The sequence below is a fragment of the Variovorax sp. P4_D9 genome (assembly GCF_056401695.1).
In genome coordinates this window covers 20,210-44,450 of record NZ_JBFUIU010000006.1, presented here as the reverse complement: position 1 = coordinate 44,450, position 24,241 = coordinate 20,210, and the positions used below count along the sequence as shown (strand labels likewise).

General features: G+C 64.7%; 21 protein-coding genes and 6 pseudogenes. 12 read left to right on the top strand and 15 right to left on the bottom strand.

Features of this window, described 5'->3' with window-relative positions:
* Positions 1–117 (top strand): annotated as a pseudogene (locus tag AC1DY5_RS01575) (single-stranded DNA-binding protein); the annotation flags it as partial.
* A 424-nt stretch (positions 118–541) separates the two neighbouring features.
* On the opposite strand, the gene AC1DY5_RS01570 reads toward AC1DY5_RS01575, so the two are convergent.
* Positions 542–1,423, bottom strand: a complete 882-nt coding sequence (locus AC1DY5_RS01570) for a LysR family transcriptional regulator (RefSeq protein WP_478107697.1) — start codon at positions 1,421–1,423, stop codon at positions 542–544.
* Between the two features lie 101 nt (positions 1,424–1,524).
* Between AC1DY5_RS01570 and AC1DY5_RS01565 the strand changes: the two genes are divergently transcribed.
* Entirely contained in the window at positions 1,525–2,328 is an 804-nt protein-coding gene (locus AC1DY5_RS01565) for a class II aldolase/adducin family protein (protein WP_478107695.1), read from the top strand.
* Here the strand turns inward: AC1DY5_RS01565 and AC1DY5_RS01560 are convergent.
* Positions 2,316–3,077 carry an enoyl-CoA hydratase/isomerase family protein gene (locus AC1DY5_RS01560; RefSeq protein WP_478107693.1) on the bottom strand — a complete coding sequence of 254 codons (762 nt, stop codon included), beginning with the start codon at positions 3,075–3,077 and terminating at the stop codon, positions 2,316–2,318. The genes AC1DY5_RS01565 and AC1DY5_RS01560 overlap by 13 nt on opposite strands.
* On the bottom strand, positions 3,074–4,294 hold the full coding sequence (locus AC1DY5_RS01555; RefSeq protein ID WP_478107691.1) for a CaiB/BaiF CoA transferase family protein: 1,221 nt from the start codon (positions 4,292–4,294) through the stop codon (positions 3,074–3,076). The genes AC1DY5_RS01560 and AC1DY5_RS01555 overlap by 4 nt, the downstream gene beginning before the upstream one ends.
* A 93-nt stretch (positions 4,295–4,387) precedes the next feature.
* Here AC1DY5_RS01555 and betC point away from each other — a divergent pair, with 93 nt between their 5' ends.
* Genes betC through AC1DY5_RS01525 form a run of 6 tightly spaced genes read left to right on the top strand, consistent with a single transcriptional unit; the run spans position 4,388 to position 10,842 of the window.
* The gene (gene betC, locus AC1DY5_RS01550; protein WP_478107688.1) at positions 4,388–5,911 is read left to right on the top strand and encodes a choline-sulfatase; all 1,524 of its coding nucleotides are present in this window, start codon (positions 4,388–4,390) and stop codon (positions 5,909–5,911) included.
* Between the two features lie 27 nt (positions 5,912–5,938).
* Positions 5,939–7,435 carry an aldehyde dehydrogenase family protein gene (locus AC1DY5_RS01545; protein ID WP_478107686.1) on the top strand — a complete coding sequence of 499 codons (1,497 nt, stop codon included), beginning with the start codon at positions 5,939–5,941 and terminating at the stop codon, positions 7,433–7,435.
* 33 nt (positions 7,436–7,468) lie between these two features.
* Positions 7,469–8,347, top strand: a complete 879-nt coding sequence (gene mmsB, locus AC1DY5_RS01540) for a 3-hydroxyisobutyrate dehydrogenase (protein WP_478107684.1) — start codon at positions 7,469–7,471, stop codon at positions 8,345–8,347.
* 45 nt (positions 8,348–8,392) lie between these two features.
* Entirely contained in the window at positions 8,393–9,361 is a 969-nt protein-coding gene (locus AC1DY5_RS01535; RefSeq protein WP_478107682.1) for a Bug family tripartite tricarboxylate transporter substrate binding protein, read from the top strand.
* Between the two features lie 6 nt (positions 9,362–9,367).
* Positions 9,368–10,114, top strand: coding sequence for a hypothetical protein (locus AC1DY5_RS01530; RefSeq protein ID WP_478107678.1), 747 nt, complete (start codon positions 9,368–9,370; stop codon positions 10,112–10,114).
* Positions 10,111–10,842, top strand: coding sequence for a GntR family transcriptional regulator (locus AC1DY5_RS01525; RefSeq protein ID WP_478107676.1), 732 nt, complete (start codon positions 10,111–10,113; stop codon positions 10,840–10,842). The genes AC1DY5_RS01530 and AC1DY5_RS01525 overlap by 4 nt, the downstream gene beginning before the upstream one ends.
* 588 nt (positions 10,843–11,430) lie before the next feature.
* On the opposite strand, the gene AC1DY5_RS01520 is transcribed toward AC1DY5_RS01525, so the two are convergent.
* The 5 genes and pseudogenes from AC1DY5_RS01520 to tnpA all read right to left on the bottom strand — a co-directional run bounded on the left by AC1DY5_RS01520 (position 11,431) and on the right by tnpA (position 14,543).
* Positions 11,431–11,676 carry a hypothetical protein gene (locus AC1DY5_RS01520; RefSeq protein ID WP_478107674.1) on the bottom strand — a complete coding sequence of 82 codons (246 nt, stop codon included), beginning with the start codon at positions 11,674–11,676 and terminating at the stop codon, positions 11,431–11,433.
* A 6-nt stretch (positions 11,677–11,682) separates the two neighbouring features.
* Complete coding sequence (locus AC1DY5_RS01515; protein ID WP_478107672.1) at positions 11,683–12,264, bottom strand: plasmid pRiA4b ORF-3 family protein; 582 nt, start codon at positions 12,262–12,264, stop codon at positions 11,683–11,685.
* A gap of 2 nt (positions 12,265–12,266) precedes the next feature.
* Positions 12,267–13,753 (bottom strand): annotated as a pseudogene (gene tnpC, locus AC1DY5_RS01510) (IS66 family transposase).
* Between the two features lie 44 nt (positions 13,754–13,797).
* Positions 13,798–14,145, bottom strand: a complete 348-nt coding sequence (gene tnpB, locus AC1DY5_RS01505; RefSeq protein WP_478107670.1) for an IS66 family insertion sequence element accessory protein TnpB — start codon at positions 14,143–14,145, stop codon at positions 13,798–13,800.
* A complete protein-coding gene (gene tnpA, locus AC1DY5_RS01500) occupies positions 14,142–14,543 on the bottom strand; it encodes an IS66-like element accessory protein TnpA (RefSeq protein WP_478107668.1) in 402 nt (133 codons plus the stop codon). The genes tnpB and tnpA overlap by 4 nt, the downstream gene beginning before the upstream one ends.
* Positions 14,544–14,582: 39 nt before the next feature.
* Between tnpA and AC1DY5_RS01495 the strand changes: the two are divergent.
* Positions 14,583–14,732, top strand: a pseudogene (locus tag AC1DY5_RS01495) (hypothetical protein); the annotation flags it as partial.
* A gap of 99 nt (positions 14,733–14,831) precedes the next feature.
* Here AC1DY5_RS01495 and AC1DY5_RS01490 read toward each other — a convergent pair.
* The 3 genes and pseudogenes from AC1DY5_RS01490 to AC1DY5_RS01480 form a co-directional block, all read right to left on the bottom strand.
* A pseudogene (locus AC1DY5_RS01490) lies at positions 14,832–15,056 on the bottom strand (transposase); the annotation flags it as partial.
* 8 nt (positions 15,057–15,064) lie between these two features.
* A complete protein-coding gene (locus AC1DY5_RS01485; protein WP_478107666.1) occupies positions 15,065–16,039 on the bottom strand; it encodes a tripartite tricarboxylate transporter substrate-binding protein in 975 nt (324 codons plus the stop codon).
* A gap of 42 nt (positions 16,040–16,081) precedes the next feature.
* Positions 16,082–17,536, bottom strand: coding sequence for an amidase (locus tag AC1DY5_RS01480; RefSeq protein ID WP_478107664.1), 1,455 nt, complete (start codon positions 17,534–17,536; stop codon positions 16,082–16,084).
* Between the two features lie 69 nt (positions 17,537–17,605).
* Here AC1DY5_RS01480 and AC1DY5_RS01475 point away from each other — a divergent pair.
* Positions 17,606–17,781: pseudogene (locus AC1DY5_RS01475) on the top strand (LysR family transcriptional regulator); the annotation flags it as partial.
* A gap of 505 nt (positions 17,782–18,286) precedes the next feature.
* Here AC1DY5_RS01475 and AC1DY5_RS01470 read toward each other — a convergent pair.
* The 3 genes from AC1DY5_RS01470 to AC1DY5_RS01460 form a co-directional block, all read right to left on the bottom strand.
* Positions 18,287–18,529 (bottom strand): hypothetical protein, encoded by a 243-nt coding sequence (locus AC1DY5_RS01470; RefSeq protein ID WP_478107662.1) that lies wholly within the window; start codon positions 18,527–18,529, stop codon positions 18,287–18,289.
* Complete coding sequence (locus AC1DY5_RS01465) at positions 18,526–19,569, bottom strand: Bug family tripartite tricarboxylate transporter substrate binding protein (RefSeq protein ID WP_478107660.1); 1,044 nt, start codon at positions 19,567–19,569, stop codon at positions 18,526–18,528. The genes AC1DY5_RS01470 and AC1DY5_RS01465 overlap by 4 nt, the downstream gene beginning before the upstream one ends.
* Before the next feature lie 68 nt (positions 19,570–19,637).
* The gene (locus AC1DY5_RS01460; RefSeq protein ID WP_478107706.1) at positions 19,638–21,065 is read right to left on the bottom strand and encodes an amidase; all 1,428 of its coding nucleotides are present in this window, start codon (positions 21,063–21,065) and stop codon (positions 19,638–19,640) included.
* A 153-nt stretch (positions 21,066–21,218) separates the two neighbouring features.
* Between AC1DY5_RS01460 and AC1DY5_RS01455 the strand changes: the two genes are divergently transcribed.
* Positions 21,219–22,097, top strand: coding sequence for a LysR family transcriptional regulator (locus AC1DY5_RS01455; protein ID WP_478107658.1), 879 nt, complete (start codon positions 21,219–21,221; stop codon positions 22,095–22,097).
* Between the two features lie 64 nt (positions 22,098–22,161).
* Positions 22,162–22,498 (top strand): annotated as a pseudogene (locus AC1DY5_RS01450) (IS21 family transposase); the annotation flags it as partial.
* 301 nt (positions 22,499–22,799) lie between these two features.
* Here the strand turns inward: AC1DY5_RS01450 and AC1DY5_RS01445 are convergent.
* Positions 22,800–24,239, bottom strand: a complete 1,440-nt coding sequence (locus tag AC1DY5_RS01445; RefSeq protein WP_478107656.1) for an MFS transporter — start codon at positions 24,237–24,239, stop codon at positions 22,800–22,802.
* Positions 24,240–24,241: the final 2 nt, after the last annotated feature.

Here is a 24,241-nt window from a genome sequence, read left to right as displayed (position 1 = left end):
GGCGGCTATTCGCGACCGCCCGCCGCGGCGCCCCGCGCGCCGGCGGCGGCTCCGCGCCAGGCACCAGCCAAGTCGTCGTCGGGCTTCGACGACATGGACGACGACATTCCGTTCTAGCGCATAGCTCTTTGGTGTTGTAAATAAAGGCCGCGAACCGCCCATGGCGCCGGACTTTTCCAAGGGGGCGAGGGCGATCCTGACGGTGGTGCCTGTTGAGTTGTTTGGCGCGTCAACCGACGGCTGCGCGGCACCATGCCCCCGAAACGATCTGGTCCAGGTCATGCCGACAGGGCCAGTGCGGGGACATTCCACACGCCAGGCGAGGGAATTGAATACTGGAGCGGCCGATAGACCGACTTTCAATCTTCGGGGCAGAGACGGCAGTGCGAGAAGTACGCTCGGCGGCCTATCAATTGAAGCTGGTACGCCTCCCGGCCTGCCATGACCACGCGGGCTTCGACGTCGCGCGCAGAGAGGTTCAGGAAGTCTTGATGCGCGAGGGCAACTGATCCGAATCGACGAAGTCCATGCTGCAACTGAATCAGGAAATTGATCGCCGGACGCATTCGATGAATGGCTCGAGCAGCGGATTATTCATGTCACTGCGCCAGCAGACTGCGACGTCGAAGGCATCGCTTGCATCGAGAAAGGGCTTGAACTTGATTCCGGGAGGCCCTCCTAGTGCTGCGCAGGCAGGGACTATGGCCAGGCCTTCCCCTGCCAATACCAGGGCGAGGGCCGAATGAACGGTTGCCACTCTGTGCGCGACCTTCATCGTGACATGGTGACGGCGCAGAAAGCTCGCTACGACGGACGAATCTGCGCCTTCAGCGTATGTTGGCAGGCCGATCAACCGGCAGCCCTGCAGTGCCAATGGGTCGATAGCTCGTACGCGAGCGAACGGAGACGTCGCAGGGACAGCTACTCTCAATGCTTGTCGTCCAACGATGGCCGCTGAAATGCCTTCTCTGCGAATTGGAGGCATGCATATTCCAACGGTCACTTTTCGCTCCTCGATCTGCTGCTCATAGGTCAGCGCGCTCATCTCAAGGAATTGAAGATCCACATCCGGAATGGTTCGCCGCAAACTGGGTATCAACTTCGGAAGAACGGCATATCCCAACGCAAACATGTAGCCAATGGCCAAGCGTCCTACTCGTCCAGCAGCAACGGAGCGGGCCGCCTCCACGCCTTCATGAGCAAGTGACAAGGACTCTTTTGCACGCGCCAGCAAGGCTGCCCCTGCATCCGTCATTTCCATTCCGCCTGGCACTCGATGAAAAAGCGGAGTTCCTACGAGCGCCTCGAAATTGCGGATCTGCACCGAGAGAGGAGGCTGTGCCATGTGAAGGCGCGCGGCCGCCCTGCCAACGCTACCGGCTTCGGCGACGGCGACAAACAAACGCAGACTCCGCAAATCCATCGGCCCATATTAATGACGTATGGCCGTGTTGCATATCGGTATTGGACCTGCTGAAACGGGCGTGGGAAGCTTCATTCCGGTCAGCAACAAGGAGACAAAGAATGAATCACCCAGCATCCATGTCCGAAGTCGCCAGGAACGATTCCGTCGGCATGACTTCACACGAGTGGCGCCTGCGCTGCGATCTCGCGGCCTGCTTCCAACTCACCGACCTTTACGGCATGTCGGACGTCGCATCTACCCACATCTCGGCGGCGCTTCCCGGCCCCGAGCATCACTTCCTGGTCAACCCGCTTGGCGTGCTCTTCGACGAGATGACTGCGTCGGACCTGTTGAAGGTCGACATGAACGGCCGGCTTGTCGGCGGCGGCGATCCGTCGTTGCTCAATCCCGCGGGCTTCATCATCCACAGCGCCATTCACTTGGCGCAGACCGACATCGTGTGCGTGATGCACTCGCACACCGAAGCCAACAACGCGGTGGCCATGCAGGCCGATGGCTTGCTGCCTCTGAGCCAGAAGGCGACGGTGATGCTCGACTTCCTTGGCTACCACGACTACGAAGGAGCGGCGCTCGACGAAGACGAACGCGAGCGGCTCGTGCGCGACCTGGGCCCGCAAGGCCGCGTGCTCATCCTGCGCAACCACGGTGCGCTGACGGCGGGTCGAAGCGTCGGCGAAGCTTTCTGCTGGATGCTGCGCCTGGAGACTGCTTGCAAATACCAGATCGGCGGGCTGGCCGGGCAGGTGAAGCTGAACACGCTCTCCGAAGCGACGATTGCTCACACGCGCGCACAGGGCCGCAAGATGCTTGGAGGAGGGGGGTTTCTGGAGGTCGGGCACTTCGAATGGCCCGGGCTGCTGCGCAAGCTCGAGCGGGAGCGCGGCGTCTCCTATCGCACCTGATCCGCCTGGCCCGCCGGCTTGCGTTCGAGGGCTTCCAGGCGCGCCAGCGTGGCCGGCGCACGCAGCGATTCCTCGTAGGCGGCGCGGCCGGCCGCCTCCGTCCACGTGCCGGCGGCGATCTGGTCGATGTGGGCCTTCATTGAGCGCATGGCCGGGCGTTCGCATTCGAGCATCGCCTTCACGTAGTCCGCGACCTTGGCCTGCAATGCATCGGGTCCGACCAGGTCGGTCAGGTAGCCGATTCGAAGCAGCTCTTCGGCATCGAGCGATTGCGCCGTGAGGAAGATCTTCTTCGTGGCTGCGGGCCCGATCCTGGTGACAAAGCGGCGCAAGCCGCCGGGGTAGTAGTGAAGGCCGAACTTCGCAGCGGGCATGAACAGCCGGCTGCCGCGCACGCCGATGCGGAAGTCGCAGCACATGGCCAGGTCGGTGCCGCCGCCATAGGCGCTGCCGTTCATTGCGCAGATCGTCGGGATCGGCACGCGCTCCACGCGATCGAGCATGGTCTCGAAGCTGGTGTCGAGGCGCGACTTGATCTGGCCGAGCGTATAGCCCGAACAGAAGGTCTTGTGCTGCGACCCGGTGATGATCAGCACCGACACCTCGCGACGCAGCGCGATCGCATCGAGATGCGCGATCAGGATCGACGGATCGTCCGGGTCGATGCGGTTGTGTTCCCGCGGCCTGCGCAAAGTGATGGTGGCCACGGCACCTTCGATCTGCAGCGCGGGCGGTTGCGATGTCGTCATGCGTGCGCCGCCGCTGCCGATTGCGCCGCGGCGCCATCCGCCAGCAGTGTGTCGATTTCGCCCTGGTTGCAACCGAACTCGCGCAGCACCTCGCATGTGTGTTGGCCGAGCAGGGGCGGGGCCCTGCGGATCGAGCCCCCTTCCATCGCTTCGAGCTTGATGGGCGAGCCAACCTGGCGGACCGTGCCCAATTCGGGGTGTTCGACTTCTTCCACGAAGCGGCTGTGCTGCACCTGCGCGTCGTTGAAAACATCCGCAAGGTTGTTGATCGGGCCGGCGGGAATCTCGGCCTCGATGAACAGGCGCGTCCACGCTTCGCGCGTATTGCTCTTCAACTTGCCTTCGATGAGTTGCTTGAGTTCCTGCCGGCGCTCGACGCGCTCTGCGTTCGTTGCAAATCGCGGGTCGTTCACCAGATGGCCGAGTCCGAGCAGCGCGCAGAGTTTGTGCCACATGTCCGTCGTGGCGGGCGCGATGTTCAAGGGGCCGTCCGCGGCTTCGAACACGCCATAGGGCGAGATCACGGGGTGAACGTTGCCCGCCAGTTTGGGCACTTCTCCCAGGCTCAGGTAGCGTTGTCCCTGCACGCTGAGCAGCCCGACCAGGCCACCCAGCAGCGAGGTCTCGACGCGCTGGCCTTCGCCCGTGCGCTGCCGCTCGTTCAGCGCCGCGAGCACGCCAATCGCGCACCACATGCCCGCTGTCTGATCGCCGATCGCCACGCCCACGCGCATCGGCCCGGACTCCTCGGAACCGGTCACGCTCATGAGGCCCGAATAGCCTTGCGCGATCTGGTCGAAGCCTGGCCGTTGCCCGGCCGGCCCGGTTCGCCCGAATCCAGTGATGCTCGCGTAGACGAGCCCGCGGTTGCGCTCGCGCAGTGACTCATATGACAGGCCCATCGACTCCATCGCGCCGGGCCGGAAGTTCTCCGCGACCACGTCGCATTGCGAAGCCATCTCGCCAAGAAGGCGGATCGCGCGGGGGTCGCGAAAGTTGAGTGCGACGCCGCGCTTGTTCCGGTTGCCGCTGAGGTAATACGCGCTGGTGCCGCGGTCGAACGGGCCCCAGTTCCGGATCATGTCGCCGCCGATGGGCTCGACCTTGATGACGTCCGCGCCGAGGTCCGCCAGGACCATCGTGCAGAAGGGGCCGGCCAGTGCGCGCGTCAGGTCGAGTACCCGAACCCCGGCCAGTGGAAGCTTTGAATGTGTCATGGCTGTCTCCAAAAAATACTTGTGCATCAATGCTTCGGACTATATATTGCATACAACGGTTATGCAATTTAAGACCAACCACAGGAGACATCGATGAAGAAACCAAACATCCTTTTGATCATGGCGGACCAGCTTTCTGCGCCGGTTTTGCCGTTCCACGGCAACGTGGCAGTCAAGACGCCGCACCTGCAGGCGCTGGCCGAACAATCGGTCGTGTTCGACAACGCGTACTGCAACTTCCCGTTGTGCGCGCCGGCGCGTTTCTCGTTGTTGGCTGGCCAGTTCGCGACCGAGATCGGCGCCTTCGACAACGCGTGCGAGTTCGAGGCGTCGACTCCCACGCTGCCCTACTACCTGGGGCGCGAGGGATACAAGACCATCCTCAGCGGCAAGATGCACTTCGTGGGCCCAGACCAGAAGCACGGCTTCCAGGAACGCCTCACCACCGACATCTATCCGGCCGACTTCGGCTGGTCGGCGGACTGGAAGGAGGGCGAGTTCAGCTTCTACTCGCCGGGCCACAACCTCAGCACCGTCGACGAGAGCGGCGAGTGCTTCCGCAGCCTGCAACTCGACTACGACGAAGAGGTCGAGACCAAGTCGATCCAGCGCCTATACGACCTGGCCCGTGACGACGAGCAGCCCTTCTTCATGTGCGTGTCCTACACGCACCCGCACCCTCCCTTCCACATCCTGCCGGAGTACCTGGCGCGCTACGACCGCGCAGAAATCAACCTGCCCAACGTGCGCGACATTCCCATGGAAGAGCGTGACATGCTGAGCCAATGGATCCAGTACTCGCACGGCCTGGACAAGCAGACGGCCACCGACGAGCAGATCCTGCGCGCGCGGCACGCCTACTACGCGATGGTCAGCTACATCGACGACAAGGTGGGCAACCTGCTGAAGACGCTCGAGCGCACGGGCTTCGACAAGAACACCATCGTCGTCTTCACCTCGGACCACGGCGACATGCTGGGCGAGCGCGGCATGTGGTTCAAGCGCGTGTTCTTCGACTGGTCGGCCAAGGTGCCGCTGATGATCAAGTCGCCTGGTGCCATCACGCCGCGCCGGGTTTCGGAGCCCGCGTCGCACGTCGACCTGCTGCCGACGCTGATGGCTTTTGCGACTGGCAAGGAATCGTCGGAATGGGTGGAGCCGATCGACGGCCGGTCGCTCAAGCCCGTGATCGAAGGTGCGGGCGAACACAGCGACGCTACCGCTTTCGTGGAATACACGGCAGAGGGCGTGACCGGCCCGTGCTGCATGCTGCGCAAGGGGCAATACAAATACGTCTACACGCACGGCTACCCCGACCAGCTCTATGACCTCGAAGCCGATCCCGACGAACTTCGTAACGTGGCGGCAAAGTTCCCCGACGTCCTGGCTGCGCTGAAGGCCGAGGTGCAGTCGCGCTGGGATGCGGACGACATCAAGTCGCGCGTGCTGCACAGTCAGGCACGCCGCAAGTTCATCAAGGACCTGCCAGATGCGATCCAGCCGGTATGGGACTACCAGGCCAGCGTCGACGACACCAAGCGCTACGTGCGGCGCGGTAGCGCGCGGATCATCAAGGTAAAGAAGCGCTGGCCCGTGGTCGCCGACATCAAGAGCTGAGCGCTCGCCACATCGGAGACACACATCATGGAACACACCATCGAACGCGAAGTCGATCCCGTGCGGCTCGCGCGCGCACTCAGCGGCGTCAATCTCATCAACGGCAAGCTCGTGCCGGCGCACTCCGGAAAGACACTTCCCGTGGTCAACCCGGCCACCGGCCGCACGATCGGCTCAGCGCCGGCCAGCGATTCGAGCGATGTCGCCAGCGCCGTCGAGGCCGCCCACGCCGCACAGCCGGCGTGGGCCGCAATGGCCGCGCGCAAACGCGGCACCCTCGTTGCGGAGTGCGCACGCCTGCTAAGTGCACACGTCGAGGAACTCGGTCGTCTCGTTGCGCTGGAGACCGGCAAGGCGCTCAGGACGGAGAGTCGGGTGGAAGCCTCCGTCGTGGCCGACTCGCTGCAGTTCTACGGTGGACTCGGCTCGGAACTGAAGGGCGAATCCGTGCCTTTCAGCCCCGACATGCTCACAGTGACAACACGCGAGCCCGTGGGCATCGTCGGCGTGATCATCCCGTGGAACGCGCCCATGATGCTGATGGCGCTGAAGATCGCACCGGCGCTGGTCGCGGGCAACAGCGTGGTCGTGAAGTCCGCCGAGGAAGCGCCGCTGGCCGTGCTGCGCGTGTGCCAGATCCTCAACCAGCTGCTGCCGCCGGGCGTGCTCAACATCGTTTCGGGCTTCGGGCCCGATTGCGGCGCGCCGCTCGTCGTGCACCCCAAGGTGCGCAAGGTCACTTTCACGGGCTCCGTCGAGACCGGAAAGATCGTCGCCAAGGCCGCGGGTGAAAAACTCATTCCCGTGACGCTGGAGCTAGGTGGCAAGAGCCCGATGATCGTCATGGGTGACGCCGACATCGACAAGGCGGTGGCAGGCGCCGTGGCCGGCATGCGTTTCACGCGACAGGGCCAGAGCTGCACGGCCGCCAGCCGCATCTTCGTGCACGAAAGCGTGCACGACGCCTTTGTCGAAAAGGTCAAGGCGAAGGTGGACGCGATGAAGATGGGCGACCCCCTGGACGAAGCGACCGACATCGGCACCATCATTTCCAAGGACCAGCACGACAAGGTCAGGTCGTACATCGAAGTGGGCCGCGGCACGCCGGGCGCGACATGTCACGAATGCTCTGCGCTGCCCTCCGGTGCCGGGCTGGAGAACGGCCTCTTCGTGCGGCCCGTGATCTTCACCGGCCTGGACAACGACAGCCGCCTGGCACGCGAAGAGATCTTCGGACCGGTCACATGCGTCATCAAGTTCTCGGACTACGAGGACGCGCTGGCACAGGCCAACGACAGCGACTACGGCCTTGCCGCAACGATCTGGACCCGCGACCTCAAGACGGCGCTGGACGCCAGCCGCAGGCTTGAGGCGGGCTTCGTGCAAATCAACCAGAACATCGTCGTGCAGCCAGGCCTGTCCTATGGCGGCGTGAAGCAGTCGGGCCTGGGCCGCGAAGCATCGCTCGAAGCCATGCTGGACCACTTCACGCACAAGAAGACCGTGATCTTCAGCCTTGCCTGAAGCGCCACCCCACAAACTGAAAGGAGACACACCATGTCAGTGATCGGATTCATCGGACTGGGCAATATGGGCATGCCCATGGCCGTCAACTTGCGCGGCGCGGGCCACGAGGTCAAATGCTTCGACACGAGCCATGCGGTGCTGCGCCAGGCGGCGGAGAACGGCATGAAGCCGCAGCAGAGTGTGGCCGCGACCATCGAAGGTGCGGACTTCATCGTATCGATGCTGCCGAGCGGCAAGCACGTGCTCGAGGTGATGGCGAACGAAGGCATCGCCTATCCGCGCGACTGCGTGGCGATCGACTGCTCGACCATCGACATCGCCTCGTGCGCTGGCTTTCACAAGGTGCTGGCGGAGCGCGGCGTGCTCTCGCTCGACGCCCCGGTTTCGGGCGGTGTGGGCGGTGCCGCCGCCGGTACGTTGACCTTCATGGTCGGCGGCTCGGACGACGCCTTCGCCAGGAGCCTGCCTGTGCTGCGCGCAATGGGAAAGAACATCATCCATGCGGGCAAGGCGGGAGCCGGGCAGGCCGCGAAGATCTGCAACAACATGATCACGGGCATCTCGATGGTCGCGGTGTCGGAGGCGCTGAACCTGGCGTGCAACCTCGGTCTCGACATGCAGAAGTTCTTCGACATCGCATCGACCTCGTCGGGCCAGTGCTGGGCGCTGACGAGCTATTCACCAGAGCCCGGACTCGTGCCCACCTCGCCGTCCAGCCGCGGCTACGAAGGCGGCTTTGCCTCCGAGCTGATGCTGAAGGACCTGCGGCTGGCCGAGCAGGCCGCGATGGCCTCCAACTCGCCGGCGCTGCTCGGTGCGGCTGCGGCCTCGCTCTATGCGATCCATTGCCATGGCGGCCAAGGGCGGCTCGACTTCTCTTCCGTCATCCAGATGATGAGGAAACGCTAGCCGACCCTTCTGCTGCGGGACATTCAAAAATGTTGGAGACAAAAAATGAAGAGCGTATTGACTGCGGTGTTCAGGTTTCTGGTGCTCCTCGGAGCGCTGCATGGCTCGGCTACATTTGCGGGCCCGACGGTCGGCAAGATCATCGTGGGTTACCCGCCGGGCCAGTCCGTCGACAGCGTCGGCCGACTGCTCGCCGAGCGCCTCGGCAAGATGACGAATCGCACATGGATCGTCGAGAACATGCCGGGCCAATCGGGCAGCATCGCGCTGGCGGCGGTGACCAAGCTGCCGGCCGACGGCAGCGTGCTCACGCTGTCGGCCTCGGCGGCGTTGGCGGGCAACCCGTTTCTGTTCACGAACGTGCGCTATGACCCGATCAAGGACTTCGAACCCATCGGCCTGATCTACGACGCGCCGCTGCTCTTGCTGGTCAACAGCGCGTTGCCCGTCCAGTCGCTGCCCGAATTGCTGGCCTACCTGCGCGCCAACCCTGGCAAGCTCAGCTTTTCGTCGCCCGGCAACGGCTCGGTCTCGCACCTGGCCATGGCAGAGTTGCTGCGGCGCAGCGGCACGAAGATGGAACACATCCCCTATCAGGGCGCATCGAAGTCGCTGTCGGACCTGGCCGGCGGCCAGGTGCAGGTGTCGTTCGAGGCGATCGCGCCTGCGTTGCCTCTCATCACGGCCGGGAAGATCCGCGCCATCGCGATCAGTTCGAAGGAGCGCTCCACGCTGCTGCCCGATGTGCCAACCGTCTCGGAAGGCGGAATCGACGGATTCGACCTCGTCCCATGGGTTGGTCTTCTCGCGCCTGCCGGCACACCGAAGGAAGAGATCGAAAAGCTCAGCGCCGACCTCGCGAAGATCGTCCGTTCCGAGGATGTCTCGAAGCAGATCGTCATGCTCGGCGGCCGACCGCGCACGTCTTCAGCGAACGAGTTCAAGAGCTTCCTGCGAACGGAAGTGGAGCGCTGGTCGGGTGTGATCAAGCGCTCTGGCGCGAAGCTGGAGTAACGCGCGATGCTGATCGGCACTTCGGAACGCGCGCGGATGTCGCGGCACGCGCGCTCCCTTCCCGACGGGTTTTCATTCCATCGCAGCGAATGGATGGACGGCGGAAAAGATCCGCTGTGCTCCCCGACCGTCTTCCTTGTGGAACAGCCGCCGGACTCGGTATTGGCCTCGCACTTCCACACGCAGAACCAGTTCCAAGTGGTGATGGCCGGCGCGGGCAAGCTCGGCGCGCATGAAGTGCGACATGGCTCCGTGCACTACGCTGGCGCGTACACCGGCTACGGCCCCGTCGTGGCAGGCCCGGAAGGCTTGAGCTACTTCACGATTCGCGCGGTGCATGAGACCGGCGCGAACTTCATCGACAGTGCGCGCGAGAAGRTGGTTCGCGGGCCCAAGCGTCACATGCAGGGGCCACCGTTCGATGCCTTGCCGGCCGACGATCTTGCGCGGTTGACAGAGCCCCGCGTGACCCACCTGATCGCGCCTCAGCCCGACCGGCTGGAGGCTTGCGTCTGGTACGTGCCTCCGGGCTCTTGCATCGAGGCGCCGGCGCCCGCGCCTTCCGGCCAGTTCCAGTTCGTGATGTCCGGCAGCCTGCGCCATGCAGACATGTGGCTCACCCATTGGGAGAGCCGGTACGTGTCGGCCAACGAGCCTGCGGGCGTGCTCGAAGCGGGGCCGAAAGGCCTGCACGTGCTGCTGCTTCAGATGCCCGCGAAGGCGCCCGAATATCTGGGGCAGCGCACGGTTTGACGCTGAAGTCGACCACAGACCCGTGCGGTATAACCTCGGACATGAACGAGCCAAGGCCCCAACCTCGTGCCAAACGGGAAACGCCGACCTTGTCGGCAGAGCAGGTCTGCGATCGGATCCGAAGCTCCATCCTGGCCGGTGAGCTCAAGCCGGGTGAAAAACTGACCGAGCAGGATCTGGCGGCGGAATACCTCGTGAGCCGCACGCCCGTGAGGGAAGCCATTCGCCAGCTCGAAGTGGAACGGTTGGTCTCGCGCACGCGCTTCGTCGGCGTGACCGTGGCGCAGCTCAAGCCGTCGGAGATCATCGAGCTGCTCGACATCCGCGAGGTGCTGGAGGGACTCGTGGCGCGGCGCGCAGCGAAGGAGATCAAGCCCGAGCAGCGAACCCGTCTGAAGAAGATCCTCGAGCGCATGGCCAAGGCCGAAGAAGCACACGACGTGTCCAGATACCTGGACGCCGCGCTCGAATTCCGCAGGACGCTGGCCGAATGCTCACGCAGCGAGACGCTCATCCAGTACGTGATGGCGATCGAGAACCGCCTGCGGCTCATGGGCAACCGCACCGCCCTGATACCCGGGCGCATGGCGGCTGCGATCGTTGAGCACAAGAAGCTCATGAAGGCAATCGAGGCCGGCGACCCGGAGGCCGCTGAGCGGCTCAACAGGGAGAGAATTCAGCACATTCGTGCTGACGTTGAGCGGTCGTTTTCGTTCGTAATTCTCTGAGTCGTATCGCTGATTCGCGGTGATTCTTCGCGAAGGAAAGCTTGTAAACATGACAAAAACTCCAATCATTCCTCTCGGATCCGCTCCCCCACTTGCGCCGTACTCTCCAGGTGTTCGGGCGGGCGTCCCTGGTTGATGAGGCGGTCAGGATGTGCAACCAGGCCGGCGCGGTGGGTTTCGGCGAGCGCCCACGCTCTGAGCGTGGACCAGAGCGTGCTGAGGCGTTAGTGCAGCACGAACGCAGGGGGGCATGTAGATGAATCCGGCGAAGTCACTTCGCTCCGAGGTACAGCGGCTGCAGCGGGAGCCGTGCAAGGTGACGATGGAGCGCGACATTTAAAAACGAAGTGTGCTCGGCTATTTCGCGAAGGACCGGCACTAAAGTGCGCTTGGATCGCTAAGCAGGGCGGCATCCGGCCCGCGCGAGTCATGTGCCGGCTACTCGGAGTTTCGCCAGAAGTTTTGCGCGTGGCTGGGACGCGCTCCGAGCGAGCGATCGCAAGAGGACGCCCAGATCACTAGAGCGATTCGGGAGAGCTTCGTAAGCGTCGTCTCAGGACCCCTCTTGACGCGGGATCGGCGAAGGAACTACAGCAAGTCGCTCTCGCCACAGTTGACCTTGTCGACGAACGTGTCATTTGACCAAGCCAGGCCGATGGCCTTGTCCAAGCGCTTGAGCAGGACGCTGAAGCTCTCACCGTCGCGACGCACGAGCATGGCCAGGCAGTTGCTGCCATCGGCGGCTGTGGCGACGCACTCGTGCGGCGGCAGCGCACCGATCGTGATATCGCCGCCGTCCTCGATCAGGGCCTCGATGTAGTTCGTCCGAGCCATTGCCGCTCAGACCTTGACCTCGGCGAGCCGGTCGTTGATCTCGATGGTGTCGAAGGCCAACGGGTCCCAGGTATCGGCCCCGATCCATTCGACCAGGTTGTCGTGCTCGGGATCGCAAGGGTTCGCCATGGTCCGCACGAACTCCGCATAGCCCGGCGCGCCTCCGCAATCCTCCGGCGGCGTTGCACAGGCGCCACCGGCACAGAACGGGAGCACGAACTCCGGAATCGGTGCGATCTTCTTCTCGACCTTGATGCGGTGGTCCCAGTAGTCCCCGAAGTCGTAGACGTAGCTCAATGTCGACCGGTTCAGGGCGGTGGTCAGTCGCGTGCTCTCGCTGGTGATCGAGCCAGGATCGTCGTACATCGGATCTGGCGTGCCATAGCGCTCGCCGTCGCCAGCGATGAACTCGTGCAGATGCGAGTGGCCCCAGCCGAAGGCGGCCTGGATGACAAGGTGGAACTTGGCCAGCGTGATCGTCTCTGGCACCAGAACGCGGCGCCAGACCTTGGGCTTGGTGCCGCGCAATTCGATGTGCAGTTGCAGGATCGCCGATGGTGCCTTGATCCGTTGTACCTTGCTCGCCATGCTCAAGCTGCTTGTCGTTGGTCTGCGGCGTGTCGGCCGATGTTCCACGGCAGCAACTCGTCGATGCGGTTGATCGGTTGGTCCGCGATGCGCACAAGCACATCGCGCAGGTAAGCCTCGGGATCGATCCCGTTCAACTTGGCCGTCTCCACGAGGCTGTAGATGGCCGCAGCGCGCTCGCCCCCCGGCGTCCGAGCCCATGAACATGAAGTTTTTGCGGCCCAGGCTGATGTCGCGCAGCGCGCGTTCGGCGGCGTTGTTGTCGATCTCGATGCGCCCGTCGTCGCGATAGCGCGTCAACGACCCCAGCCGCGTGAGTGTGTAGCCGATGGCGCGGGCGAGCTCCGACTTGGCAGACACCTGTGCGAGCATCCCTCTCAACCAGGCGAACGGTTCCTCGAGCAGCGGCCCGGCTCGCGCCTGGCGCTCCCGACATCGCTCATCCGGCGGGCGACCCCGGATGTCGGCTTCGATCGCATACAGCGCACCGATGCGTCTGAGCGCTTGTTCTGCCATCGAGCCCGGCGCATGGCCCTGGCTCTCATGCAGATCCCAGAACGGTCTGCGTGCATGGGCCCAACATGAAGCCTCGATGATGTCGCCGCCGGCGTAGAGCTTGGCGAAGCCCGCGTACGCGTCAGCCTGCAGAACGCCCTTGAAGCTCTTCAGGTGCGCCTGGGGATGCTCGCCCTTGCGGTCGGGCGAGTAACGCAACCATGCCGCAGGCGCGTCGGTGCACGCCGACGCGCGATCGTCACGCACATAGACCCAGAGCCTTCCGGTCTTGGTCCGGCCACGCCCGGGCGAGAGCACCGCCACCGGCGTGTCGTCGGCGTGGAGCTTGGAGCCCGCCAACACATAGCGCCCGAGCGCTGCGACCAGTGGGTCCAGCAGCTTCTCGCTCTGGCCGACCCAGCCAGCCATCGTCGAGCGCTCGATCGAGACTCCCTCGCGGGCGTAGATGCGGCTCTGGCGGTAGAGCGGTTGGTGGTCGCAATACTTGGCGACCAGCACGTGGGCCAGCAGCCCAGGGCCAGCCACGCCGCGCGCAATGGGCCGGCTCGGTGCTGCTGCCTGGAAGATGGATTCGCACGCCATGCGGGCGAGCTTCGGACGCACGTGGCGGATTACCTTGAAGCGCGAGGGCACGTACTCCAGTTGTTCCGAGACGTCCTGACCGATCTGACGCAGCCGGCCGCCGCAGGCGCGGCAACCGCAGGCTTGGCCGGCGGCATCGCGCCGTGGCAAGCTCAGGGACCGGCAGGCCTTCGATCAACGCGATCTGCGGGTCGTCCAACTGCTCGCTGGAGGCGCCGAACCGGGCGCGAACCTGACGCAGTAACTGCACCTTGAGCTTGTCGACGAGCAGCTTGAGCAGGGCCACTTCGGCATCACGCGCCTGCACGAAACGCAGCAGCGAGTCGACGGTGTGGGGCGCGTTGGCGGTGTTCGGCACGCCCTCTACTATGCCATCGGACCTGCCCGTCATTGCCTCCGAGAGGAGGGGTCAGCAGACGAATTCCGGGCCGCGATTCAAGCCGCGAGCGCGGGCTGATCGGTGCGAGTCGGCATGCGCCAGTCGATGCCTTCGAGCAGCATCGACAGCTGTGCTGAGGTGAGCGATACCTTGCCGCCTTGTGCCTGCGGCCAGACAAATCGGCCGCGCTCCAGACGCTTGGCCAGCAGCAGCAACCCTTGGCCATCGAACCACAGCACCTTGAGCATGTCCCCGCGCCGGCCGCAGAAGACGAAGACGTGACCGCAGAAGGGGTTGGCCTCCAGCGCCGTCTGCACCATTGCAGACAGGCCGTTGAATCCCTTCCTCATGTCGGTTTGGCCGGCGACGATCCAGACGCGAGTGCTCGTGGGAAGCCCGATCACGCAAGCGCCTTCAGCGTCTGCAGGACAGGGCGCACGCTGGCTTCGTCGACCGCTCCGCGCAGTCGAACCCGCGCACCGCCGACATCGATCTCGATGGTCCCCGCAGGTTGGCGAGGCGCCGCCACCGTTGGCGAAGGGCATGCCGTGACCGGCGCCGCTTCAATGGTGACGGGCAGCAGCATCGGCGCGGGATCTGACGGCGCCGACGTCAGGGGCCGCTCTTGCGCGCTCAGGTGCATCCGGCGCCATGCGAACAGCAGGTTCGAATTGATGCCGGCCTCCAGCGCGACGGCTGCTACCGACGCACCGGGAACCAGGCTGCGCGCGACCAACTCGCGCTTGAACATCGGGCTGTGCTCGCGCCGACGGCGCTTGCTCGGGGTGTCTTGATCGTTCATTGATGTGCATTAGCAGTTCTTCATGCACACCATCGCAGCGTGCATGGACCACCGATCCTGCACACCAGCCTTCAGCAAAAACAGAGGGTACTGAGAAGACGCTTACAGAGCTTCAAGCTGAGCGACCGTATCTACGGCAGCCAGCGGGTTTTGCACGACCTACGCGTAGCCGGCGAGCGCTGCGGAATGAATCGCGTGGCTCGCCTGATGCAGCTGACCGGACTAAAGGCGCGCTGTACGCGCCGCAGGCTTCCTGGCGGCGGTTCGCAGCGCTTGGAACACTACGTCGCGCCTGGGGATGATCGCCGCAGCGTGCCGATTGGCGATGGCCCGGTGGCACGCCTTGGTGTCATAGGCACCATCGGTGCTCACCGAATGCAGCGGCTTGTCCGCGGGAATCTGCCCCAGCAACTCTGGCAGCATCGGCGCATCGCCAATGGCGTTGTCCGTGATCTCGATGGCACGGATTTCCAGGGTCTGCGCATCAATGCCCAGGTGCACCCTGCGCCACTGCCCGCCGCTCACTGCGCTACTTTGAAGCCCGAGGCCTTCACCACGGGCGTCCAGTAGCTGCGCTCCTCATCCATGGTGCGGCTCAGTTCTGCACTGCCCAGGCCGGTGGCCTCCAGGCCCACATGGTCCAGGCGCTTCTTCACGCTGTCGGTCTTCATCGCGGCGATGAAGGCCGCTTCCAGCTTCTGCACAGCGGCCATTGGCGTGCCGGCCGGCACATAGGCGCCGTAGGCGGTCACGGCCTTGTCGAAGGCTGCGAAGCCGGCCTCCTTGGCCGTCGGCACATCGGGCAGCCAAGCGGTGCGCTGTGTCCCCGTCACGGCCAGGATGCGCAGCTTGCCCGAGCGGTGCAGCTCCAGCTGGCTGGCCACGGCGTCGGTGCTCAGCGGAATGTGGCCGCCCATGATGTCGGTGGCCAGCGGGGCGCCGCCCTTGTAGCTCACGGGCTGCAGGTCCACGCCGATTTCCTGCGCCATCTTCAGCACAGCGAAGTGCAGGGTGCCTCCCAGGTTGGCCATGCCTACGCTGGCCTGGGCCGGGTTGGTCTTGACCCACTGCACATACTCGGGCAGTGTTTTGTAGGGCGTGGCCGGCCCGGTGGACAGGGCGCTGGGCACATTGGCCAGATGGGCGACCGGGACGAAGTCCTTCTGCGGCTCGTAGCTCAGCTGCGCAAAAGTCATGGGAAAGAGCACGAAGGCCGGCGTGTGCGCCAGCAGGATGGTGCGGCCATCCGGCTTGGCGTTCTTGACGGTGCCGATGGCGATCTGCGTTGAGGCACCGGGCTTGTTCTCCACCAGCACGGGGGCCTTGAGCGTGTGCTTCATCTCTTCGGCCACCGAGCGGGCCAGCACGTCCAGTGCGCCGCCGGCCGGGAAGCCCAGCACCAGCCTGTAGGGCATGTGCTCTTCGTCGGCATGGGCGGGCACCAGCGTGCAGGCGGCGGCCAGGGCCACCAGGAGGGAAGAGATGGGGAAGCGCATAGGAAGGGGGGTCCGGAGAGAGAGAGATGGGTGCGGACCGGATCAGTCCGCGATGAGGGGCAGCGACCGGCTGGGTGTGTGCGCGGCCATGAACTGCGTGGCTGCCTGCAGCAGGGGCAGGTCCTGCTTGAAGCGGCCCACCGGCTGCAGGCCGATGGGCAGGCCGTCGCTGGCCGCACCGCTGGGCAGGCTGATGGCCGGGTGGCCCGTCAGGTTGAAGGGCATGGTCCAGGGGAACCAGTGGGGCCGTACCTCGGAGTGCCGCTGGCCGTCGATCTCCAGCGTGCCGAACAGGTCCTGGTCAATCGCCAGTGCAGTGCGCGTCAGCGTGGGCGTGAACAGGAAGTCCGCGTGCTCGAAGAGCTGCTGCACCTGCCTGAACAGGCGTGTGCGCTGGAACATGGCCTGTTGGAAGGCCACGCCGTCCACATGCTCGGCCAACGCCAGCTGTTGCAGCAGCGATGGGCTCAGCCGGTCCGCATGCTGCTCGGCCAACGGGCGAAATCGGCCGTTCCAGCTGGTGTGGTTGACCACGCGCCAGATGCCCTCCACATCGAAGTCCGCGCCATCGAGCGGCAGCAATTGGGCGCCCAGGCTTTCCAGCGTGGCGAGGGCGCGTTCGAACTCGGCGCGCACGTCGGCGGCCAGCGGCCGGCCCGGCAGGCTGGCGTAATACCCCACGCGCCGGCCGCGCAGGGGCTGCGACGACCTCGAAAGTTGGTCCAGGTAGGGCGGCACCTCGGTGCCGACCGACCAGGGGTCGCTGGCATGCGCACCGGCCATGGCCTGCAGCATGAGTGCGGTGTCCGGCACGTCGCGCGTGGTCGGCGTCACGTAGGTGTAGTTGCCGAAGGCATCCTGAACTTGGCTGTGAGGGATCACGCCCAGGCTCTGCTTCAGGCCCACCACCCCGTTGCAGGCGGCCGGGATGCGCGTGGAGCCGCCGCCGTCCGTGGCCAGGGCCAGTGCCGTGACGCCCGCGGCCACCGAGGCCGCGGCACCGCCGCTGGAGCCGCCCGAGGTCCGCGTGGCATCCCAGGCGGTGGCGGTGCTGCCGAACAGTGGTGCATCCGTCAGGCACTTGGCGCCGAACTCGGAGCTGGTGGTCTTGCCGATCACGATGGCTCCGGCCGCCTTCAGCCGCGCGACCGCGACCGCGTCCTGCTGCGGCACATGGTCTTCGTACAGCAGCGAGCCATAGGTGGTGCGCAGGCCCGCGGTGTCGACGATGTCCTTGACCGAGACTGGCAGGCCGTGCAACGGCCCCAGAGGCTTGCCGCGCATCAGCGCCGCTTCGGCCTCGCGGGCCTGCTGCAGGGCTTCTTCATGGCACAGCGTGATGAAGCAGTTCAGCCGCGACTGCACGGCATCCGCGCGGGCCAGCGTGGCTTGCATGAGCTCTATTGGTGAGAGTTCGCGCCGTGCGATCAGGCCGCGCAAGGTCACGACCGACAGGGCATGCAGCGGGGCGTTGCTGGATGACGATGTTTCTAACATGGGCTGATCATCGAGGGCGCCCCCGGGCCCGTCCAATATTCTTTGCCCGGCCAGACATACCGGATTCGTATGAGACACACTGACCTCCGAGGCCTTCGCTATTTCGTCGCCGTAGCGGCAGCGTGGGCCGCGCCGCGCGCAGGCTGCACATGGCTCAGCCACCGCTGTCCACGCAGATCAAGAACCTGGAAACCCTGCTGGGCACGCCCCTGTTCCGACGCGGGCCACGAGGTATGGAGATCACATAGGCTGGTCAGGCGCTCTACGTGCCGCTGGCCGATGTGGGCGCGTCCATGGACATTGCGGTGTGATGGCGCACCGACCTGGGCAGTCCGTTAGTGGATCAGTTCATTCAACTGGCACAGGATTGTCTAGAGCGCGTCAACGCAAACCCGACGATCTGACTAGTATTGGTGCAGCACGCTTTCAATAGGAGCCTGGCGCGAGCGGCGCCATCATGTGTAGCCTCAGCCAACCGGCAGCACTCGCCACCGACAGGGCATAGGCGACGCCGCCCAGGCCGACCAGCGACCGGGCGGCACCAGCGAGCTCAAACTTCCGGCTCGGTCCTGCCGGTCGATCGAGCGCAGCGAACTGGCGCTGGCTGTCCCAATCACGTCAGCGGCGCCGATGGCCTGCATTGCAAGCGCGAACAGTGGCGCGCTCGCGCTCGAGGCCATCGCGAAGGCCGCACTCGTGGCGATGAATGCGGCCAAGCCATCGAGAACGAGCCGGCTGCGTCTCCATAGGTCAGCGAGTCGGCCTAAGCTCAGAAAACACGGAGCCGACGAGCATGTACGACAGCAGGATCCACCAGGCGTGGGGCTTCGATGCGCCGAGATCCTTCCTGAGCTGCGGCAGTACCACGTTGAGTGCGCTGTCGCTGTTGCCGACGAAGCAGAGCATCACGCCAAGCCCCGCGGCCGCCAGCACCGGCCAGTCGCCGCGGTCGGCTTCTGTGTCGGGGTTCGCTCCGACCGGGGCCCATCTCACTTCTTGGCCTGCTGCGAGTCGACCTCGCCGAAGTTGGCCATCATCGCAGTCCATCGAGCGATGTCAGACTTGACGAAGTCCATCGTCTCTGCCGGCGGACTCGGTTGGATCAGCAAGCCGATCTCTTTCATATCAGCCTGGATCTGTGGCGCCTTCAGGACCTCACCCAGTGTCTTTGAAAGCGTGTTCACGATGTCGGGCGGCAGGTTGGCAGGCCCCAGCAGTGCAAACCAGTTCGAGATGCCAAGCTCGGGCATGCCGAGCTCATGCACTGTCGGTACGCCGGGCAGTGACGGCGAGCGCGTCTGGGAAGTCACGGCAATGGCTGTCATCTTTCCCGATTGCACGTTGGGCAGCACAAGCGGTAGCGTAACGGCCGTAATGTTCAGATCTCCGCGCATCAGGTCGATCATCACGTCAGGTTGCCCGCGGTAGCTGACGTGTGTGAGCGCAATGCCCTGCTGCTTTTTGAGCAGTTCGAGTGTGAAGAAGGGAGTGGTCCCAATGCCAGGCGACCCGTAGTTGAAGTGCGTAGCCTCGCCCTTCGCAGACTTGACGAAGTCGCGGAGGTCACGCGAAGGGGTCTTGGGAGGGACAACGAAGGCCTGCGGGATGGTGCCGATCATCCCAATCGCGCTGAAGCCAGTCATCGGGTTCCAGGTCGAGGCCGTCGCGCCGGGTGGCACCATCGTCGTCGGTCCACTTGCGAGCACCAGGGTGTAGCCATCTGCCTTGGCGCGAGAGGCATAGGAATAGCCAATGCTGCCTGCCGCGCCTGTGCGGTTCTCAACCACAAAGGCGGTTTTTAGGCGATCAGACATGCCTTGTGCGATTCGCCTCGCGATGACGTCAACGATGCCGCCTGCGGGAAACGCCGAGATGATTGTCACAGGCCGGACCGGATAGGTGGCGGCGCCTGCTGATTGCAATGGCGCCATCGCAAGGGCCAGGGTCGCGAAGGCCGCGCCTGCGACGAGCGAGCGCCGTAGCGGGAACAGCGCGGGAACCTCAAGGTCGAGGCAGGAAGATGATTTGGTCATGATCGGGCGAAAGGATGGAATGAACGGAGAATGAAATTCGATAGGCGCGCGAGCGGCTGGTCGGTGAATCAGCCGATCGCTGGTCTGCGGTCCAGCAGGCCCTGTGATCGCTCCAGCAGCGCCGCGCAGCGCAGCAGTTCGGCATCCTGACGGAGGCGGCCGACAAGCTGGATGCCGATGGGCAGACCGAAGGCGCCGAAGCCGTTCGGCAGGCTGATAGCTGGATGCCCGGTCAGGTTGAAGGGCATGGTCCAGGGGAACCAGTTGGGGCGGACATCTGGAAACACCTGACCGTCGATCTCGAGGCTGCCGAACAAGTCCTGCTCGATGGGCAGGGCCGTGCGCGTTAAGGTCGGCATCGCGAGGAGGTCGTTGTCATCCAAGAGCGACTGGACGAAGCGGAAGAAGCGCGTCCGCTCGAACATGGCTTTCTGGTAGTCGACGCCGCTCACGGAAGTGACCAAGGCCATCTGCTTCTGGAAGGTTTCGCTCAGCATCTGTGGATGCTCGCGCGCCATGTCGGCATAGCAGGTTCGCCAGACTGTGTGATTGATCACGCGCCACATCGGCTCGATGTCGAACGCATTCCCAGGCATCTCGATCAGATTCGCGCCCAGGGCCTGCAAATGAACGAGCGATGTGCGGAAGGCTTTTTCCACCTCGGCCGACACAATGCGCCCTTCGGGTGCCACGCAGTACAGCACGCGCTTGCCGCGCAAGTCGCCCTGCGGTGCGGAAGCCTTTACGTAATCTGGCACCTCGACGCCGGTGGACCATGGCTCGCCCGCATCCTCGCCGGCCATGGCCTGCAGCATGAGTGCGGTGTCGGCCACCGTGCGGGACATCGGAGTGACGAAGGTCACGTTGCCGTAGACGTCGTCGGCCTGGCTGTGGGGCACCAGTCCACTGCTCTGCTTGAGGCCGACGATGCCGTTGCAGGCGGCTGGGATGCGCGTGGAGCCACCGCCATCGGTTGCGACACCGATGGGCGCGATCGATGCCGCGACCGCGACGGCTGTGCCGCCGCTCGACCCCCCGCTTGAATGTGCGGCGCTCCAGGCGTTGCGCGTGCGACCGAAAAGCGGCGCGTCGGTCAGGCACTTGGCGGCGAATTCGGGGGTCGTGGTCTTACCCACGAGAACTGCACCTTGTCGGCGCAGCCGTGCTACCACCTCCGCATCTCGTGCGGGAACGTGCTGTGCGTGCAGCAGCGAACCATAGGTGGTGCGAATGCCCTGCGTATCGATCACGTCCTTGCAGGTGTAGGGCACGCCGTGCAGCAGGCCCAGCGGTTCGCCTCGCATGAGAGCTTGTTCGGCGTCTTTGGCCTGTGCCAGGGCCTCGTCGGCACAGATCGTGATGAAGCAGTTGAGCTCGGGTTGCAGCCGCTCGGCTCGCTCGAGCACTGCCCTCGTTACCTCGACCGGGGACAGCTCTCCGTGCGCGATATACCTGCGCAGTTCAATCGCTGTCATGAAACACAACTCGTCGCTCATATCCTCGATCTCCTTCGTCTCTGCTGCCACCTGACAGTCGATGCATGAAGGTTGGCATGGAGGGTGCTTGCCGTCCAATATCGAAACACAACAAAGCCATATGAGAGTCGTATGAGCAGGATCGACCTGCGAAGCCTTCGCTACTTCGTCGCCGTGGCCGATGCGCAGAGTGTTGGCAAAGCGGCGCTGCGGCTGCACATGGCGCAGCCGCCGCTGTCGGTGCAGATCCGTGCACTGGAGACCCAACTTGGGGCGCAGCTCTTTCGCCGCTTGTCAGGCGGCATGCAGCTCACTGATGCCGGCCAGGCGTTGCTGGTGCGAGCGCGATCGGCGCTCGCGCTCGCGCAGGACGGCTTTGAGGCGGCGCGTGCCGTGGCCGCAGGCCGGCGCGGCCGTCTCACGGTCGGCTACATGTTCGCGCTGGGCTATTCGCTCTTGCCGAAGCTCGTGCCGCAGCTGCGGGCCGAGATGCCGGACGTCGACCTCCAGTTCGTGGAGATGAGCGCGGCCAACTACGAGGTCATGATCTCTGAACTCAAGGTCACAGTCGCTGTGTGCATGCCGCCAGTTATCCGCGATGGCATCTCGACCTCGACAGTTGCATCTGAGCCCTTGTGCGTGGCAATGGCAGCAGACTCGCCGCTCGCGCAGCTTCACCACATCCCCCTCGCTACTTTGTGTGGCCATAGCCTCATCAGCCTGCCGGGTCCGGTGGAAGGCGTCGACCACTCTCTGGTAGCCAGACTTCTGCGGCGCGAGCACCTCAGTATGACGATCGCGCACCGGGTCGAGACCATTCATGCTGCCTATCCGCTGATCATGGCCGGCGAAGGTGTGGCGATCCTGCCTGCATGCGCGGCCTATGGCAGCCCAGCCGGCCTAGATTTCAGGCCGCTGGCAGATGTCGAGGACCAGTTCGATGTTGCGGTCTGCTGGCGAAGCGACCTCCAAAGTCCCTTGATCGAGTCCTTCGTGGACGCGGTACGCTCTGCCCTCTCGGGGACGCCTCACATCAAGGCAACCCCACTCTGACACTCCGCAAATCGATACCTTTCAGTCGCCAAAAAGTGGGCGGTGTCCATGCCATCTCGGCCCCTACCAGAAGCGCTTCGCCGGGGCCGCACCGAATTCCCCCGGGGGTGGCCACCGGGTCGGCGACGCAAATTTCCCAACCCCGGCCACCGGCGGCGGCAGCCGGCGCGGCGTCGGCATGCGAGCCACACCGGCCGTTCATCGAAGCGCAGCTGCGTCTGCGGCCCAATGCCGTGGCCATCTACCAGGACCTCGTCGACCAATTCGGCTTCGCCGGCGCGTACGGCTCGATCAACCGCTTCGTCGCGCGACTTCGCCAGCGCCAGCCTGAGCAATTCGATCGTCGGGTGTTCCTGCCCGGCGGGGAGATGCAAGTCGACTACGGCGAGGGCGCGCCCACGTCCTGCTCGGCAAGTCGATGCTGGCACAGCGTTTCGACGGACTGCTGCCCGCGAGGAGCATGCAAGAAGCGCTCTACAGCCTTGCGCCTCAGGCGGACGGCAAAGTTATCCACAGGCGGGCCGGTTCCCCCCTGCACCCCCCTTCCAAAAAAGTAAACAAAAAAGCGGAAACCGGGGGAGTATGTTTACAAAGTTGACAGCCGTCGCGCATCCTGCACGCAGTTCTCATTGGAGAGCAACGCTTGTTGACACCGATTTCTTCTGCATAACCGTTCTAGACCCGGTTGAAAGCCCGCCCGCCTCAGACGGGTTGCTCCACCTGGGGCGTGCGGCAATTCTTCGCAATCAGGGCTGCACCCACGAAGCACAGGGATGCGAGCATTGCGAAAGCAGCTCTTGCACCCTGAGTGAATGCGGCGACATCGAAGCCCGAGAGGCCTGAACCGCCATTTCCGAGGATCATGAGCTGCGAGCTGTAGGGCAGATTGGCCAGCGCCACGCTCAACGTGAGCGCCGTTCCCGCCATGATCCCGGTGTTCTGCAGCGTCGAGCGGACGCCGTTCGCGATACCCCGCCGCTGCGGCACCACGCTCTGGAGAAGCGACGCGTTGTTCGGTGTCACGAAGCTCCCGATGCCCAGGCCCAGCATCCACAGGCAGACGGCTAGTTGCCCGGCACCGATGGCCGGTTGCAGCACGGCCGCCAACAGTGCCAGCGCGCCTCCGGCGAGCAGCATGCCTCCGACACAGATGACGTCGGGCGTGACGCGCCGCATCAGGCTGCCGGCCGCCGGAGCGGCCATCAACATCCCCAGCGCGACCGGCGCGATGCGCAGGCCCGCCTCCGACGGTGCCAGGCCCGTGCAGGCCTGGAGATACAGGGCCACGAGCAGCAGGGGCGCGGCTTGCGACATCGACAGCAGCAGGATGCCTGCGTATGCGATGCGACGCCTCGGATCCCTGAACAGCGCCGGGTCGACCAAGGGGCTCGCCACGCGCTGTTGCACGCCGGCGAACACGAGGATGGCGCAAAGACCGGCGAGCATGAAGGCCCACACGGGCGTGCTCGTCCAGCCGCGCGTCCCCACCATCGTGAGCGCATAGGTCACGCCGCCGATCCCGGCGAGCGACAGCACGGCGCCGGCCAGGTCGAAGCGCTCGGCCTTGGCCGCCGCGCTCTTCGGCAGGAGCTGCAACGACCCAGCCAGCACGCAAAGCCCGATCGGGACGTTCAGCATAAAGAGAACGCGCCAGCCCCACCAAGACACGACGAAGCCGCCGGCCAGCGGCCCCACGACCTGCGCCAGGGCGGCCACCATGGCGAGCACGCCGAGCGCGAGTCCCACCTTTTGCCGGCCGAACGCATCGCCGACCAATGCGCTGGAGTTGGCCATGATGCCGGCCGCACCCACGGCCTGGCAGACGCGAAAGACCAGCATCGCGCCGACGCTTGTCGCGACCGCACAGGCCGCACATGCGATCACGAAGAGGACCAATCCCGCGAGGAAGAGTTGCCGCCGCCCCCACAGATCGGCCAGCCTTCCGAAGCTCAGGATGCAGACGGTGCTGACCAGCATGTAGGACAGCAGGATCCAGCTCGCCTGCGATGGCGAAGCGTGCAGGCTGCGCGCAACGGCGGGCAGCGCCACGTTGAGCGCGCTGAGGTTCAGGAAGCACAGCGCCGCACCCAGGCTGGCGACAACGAGCACCGCCCATCCGGCCCTTTCTTCGTCCCCCGTCACCG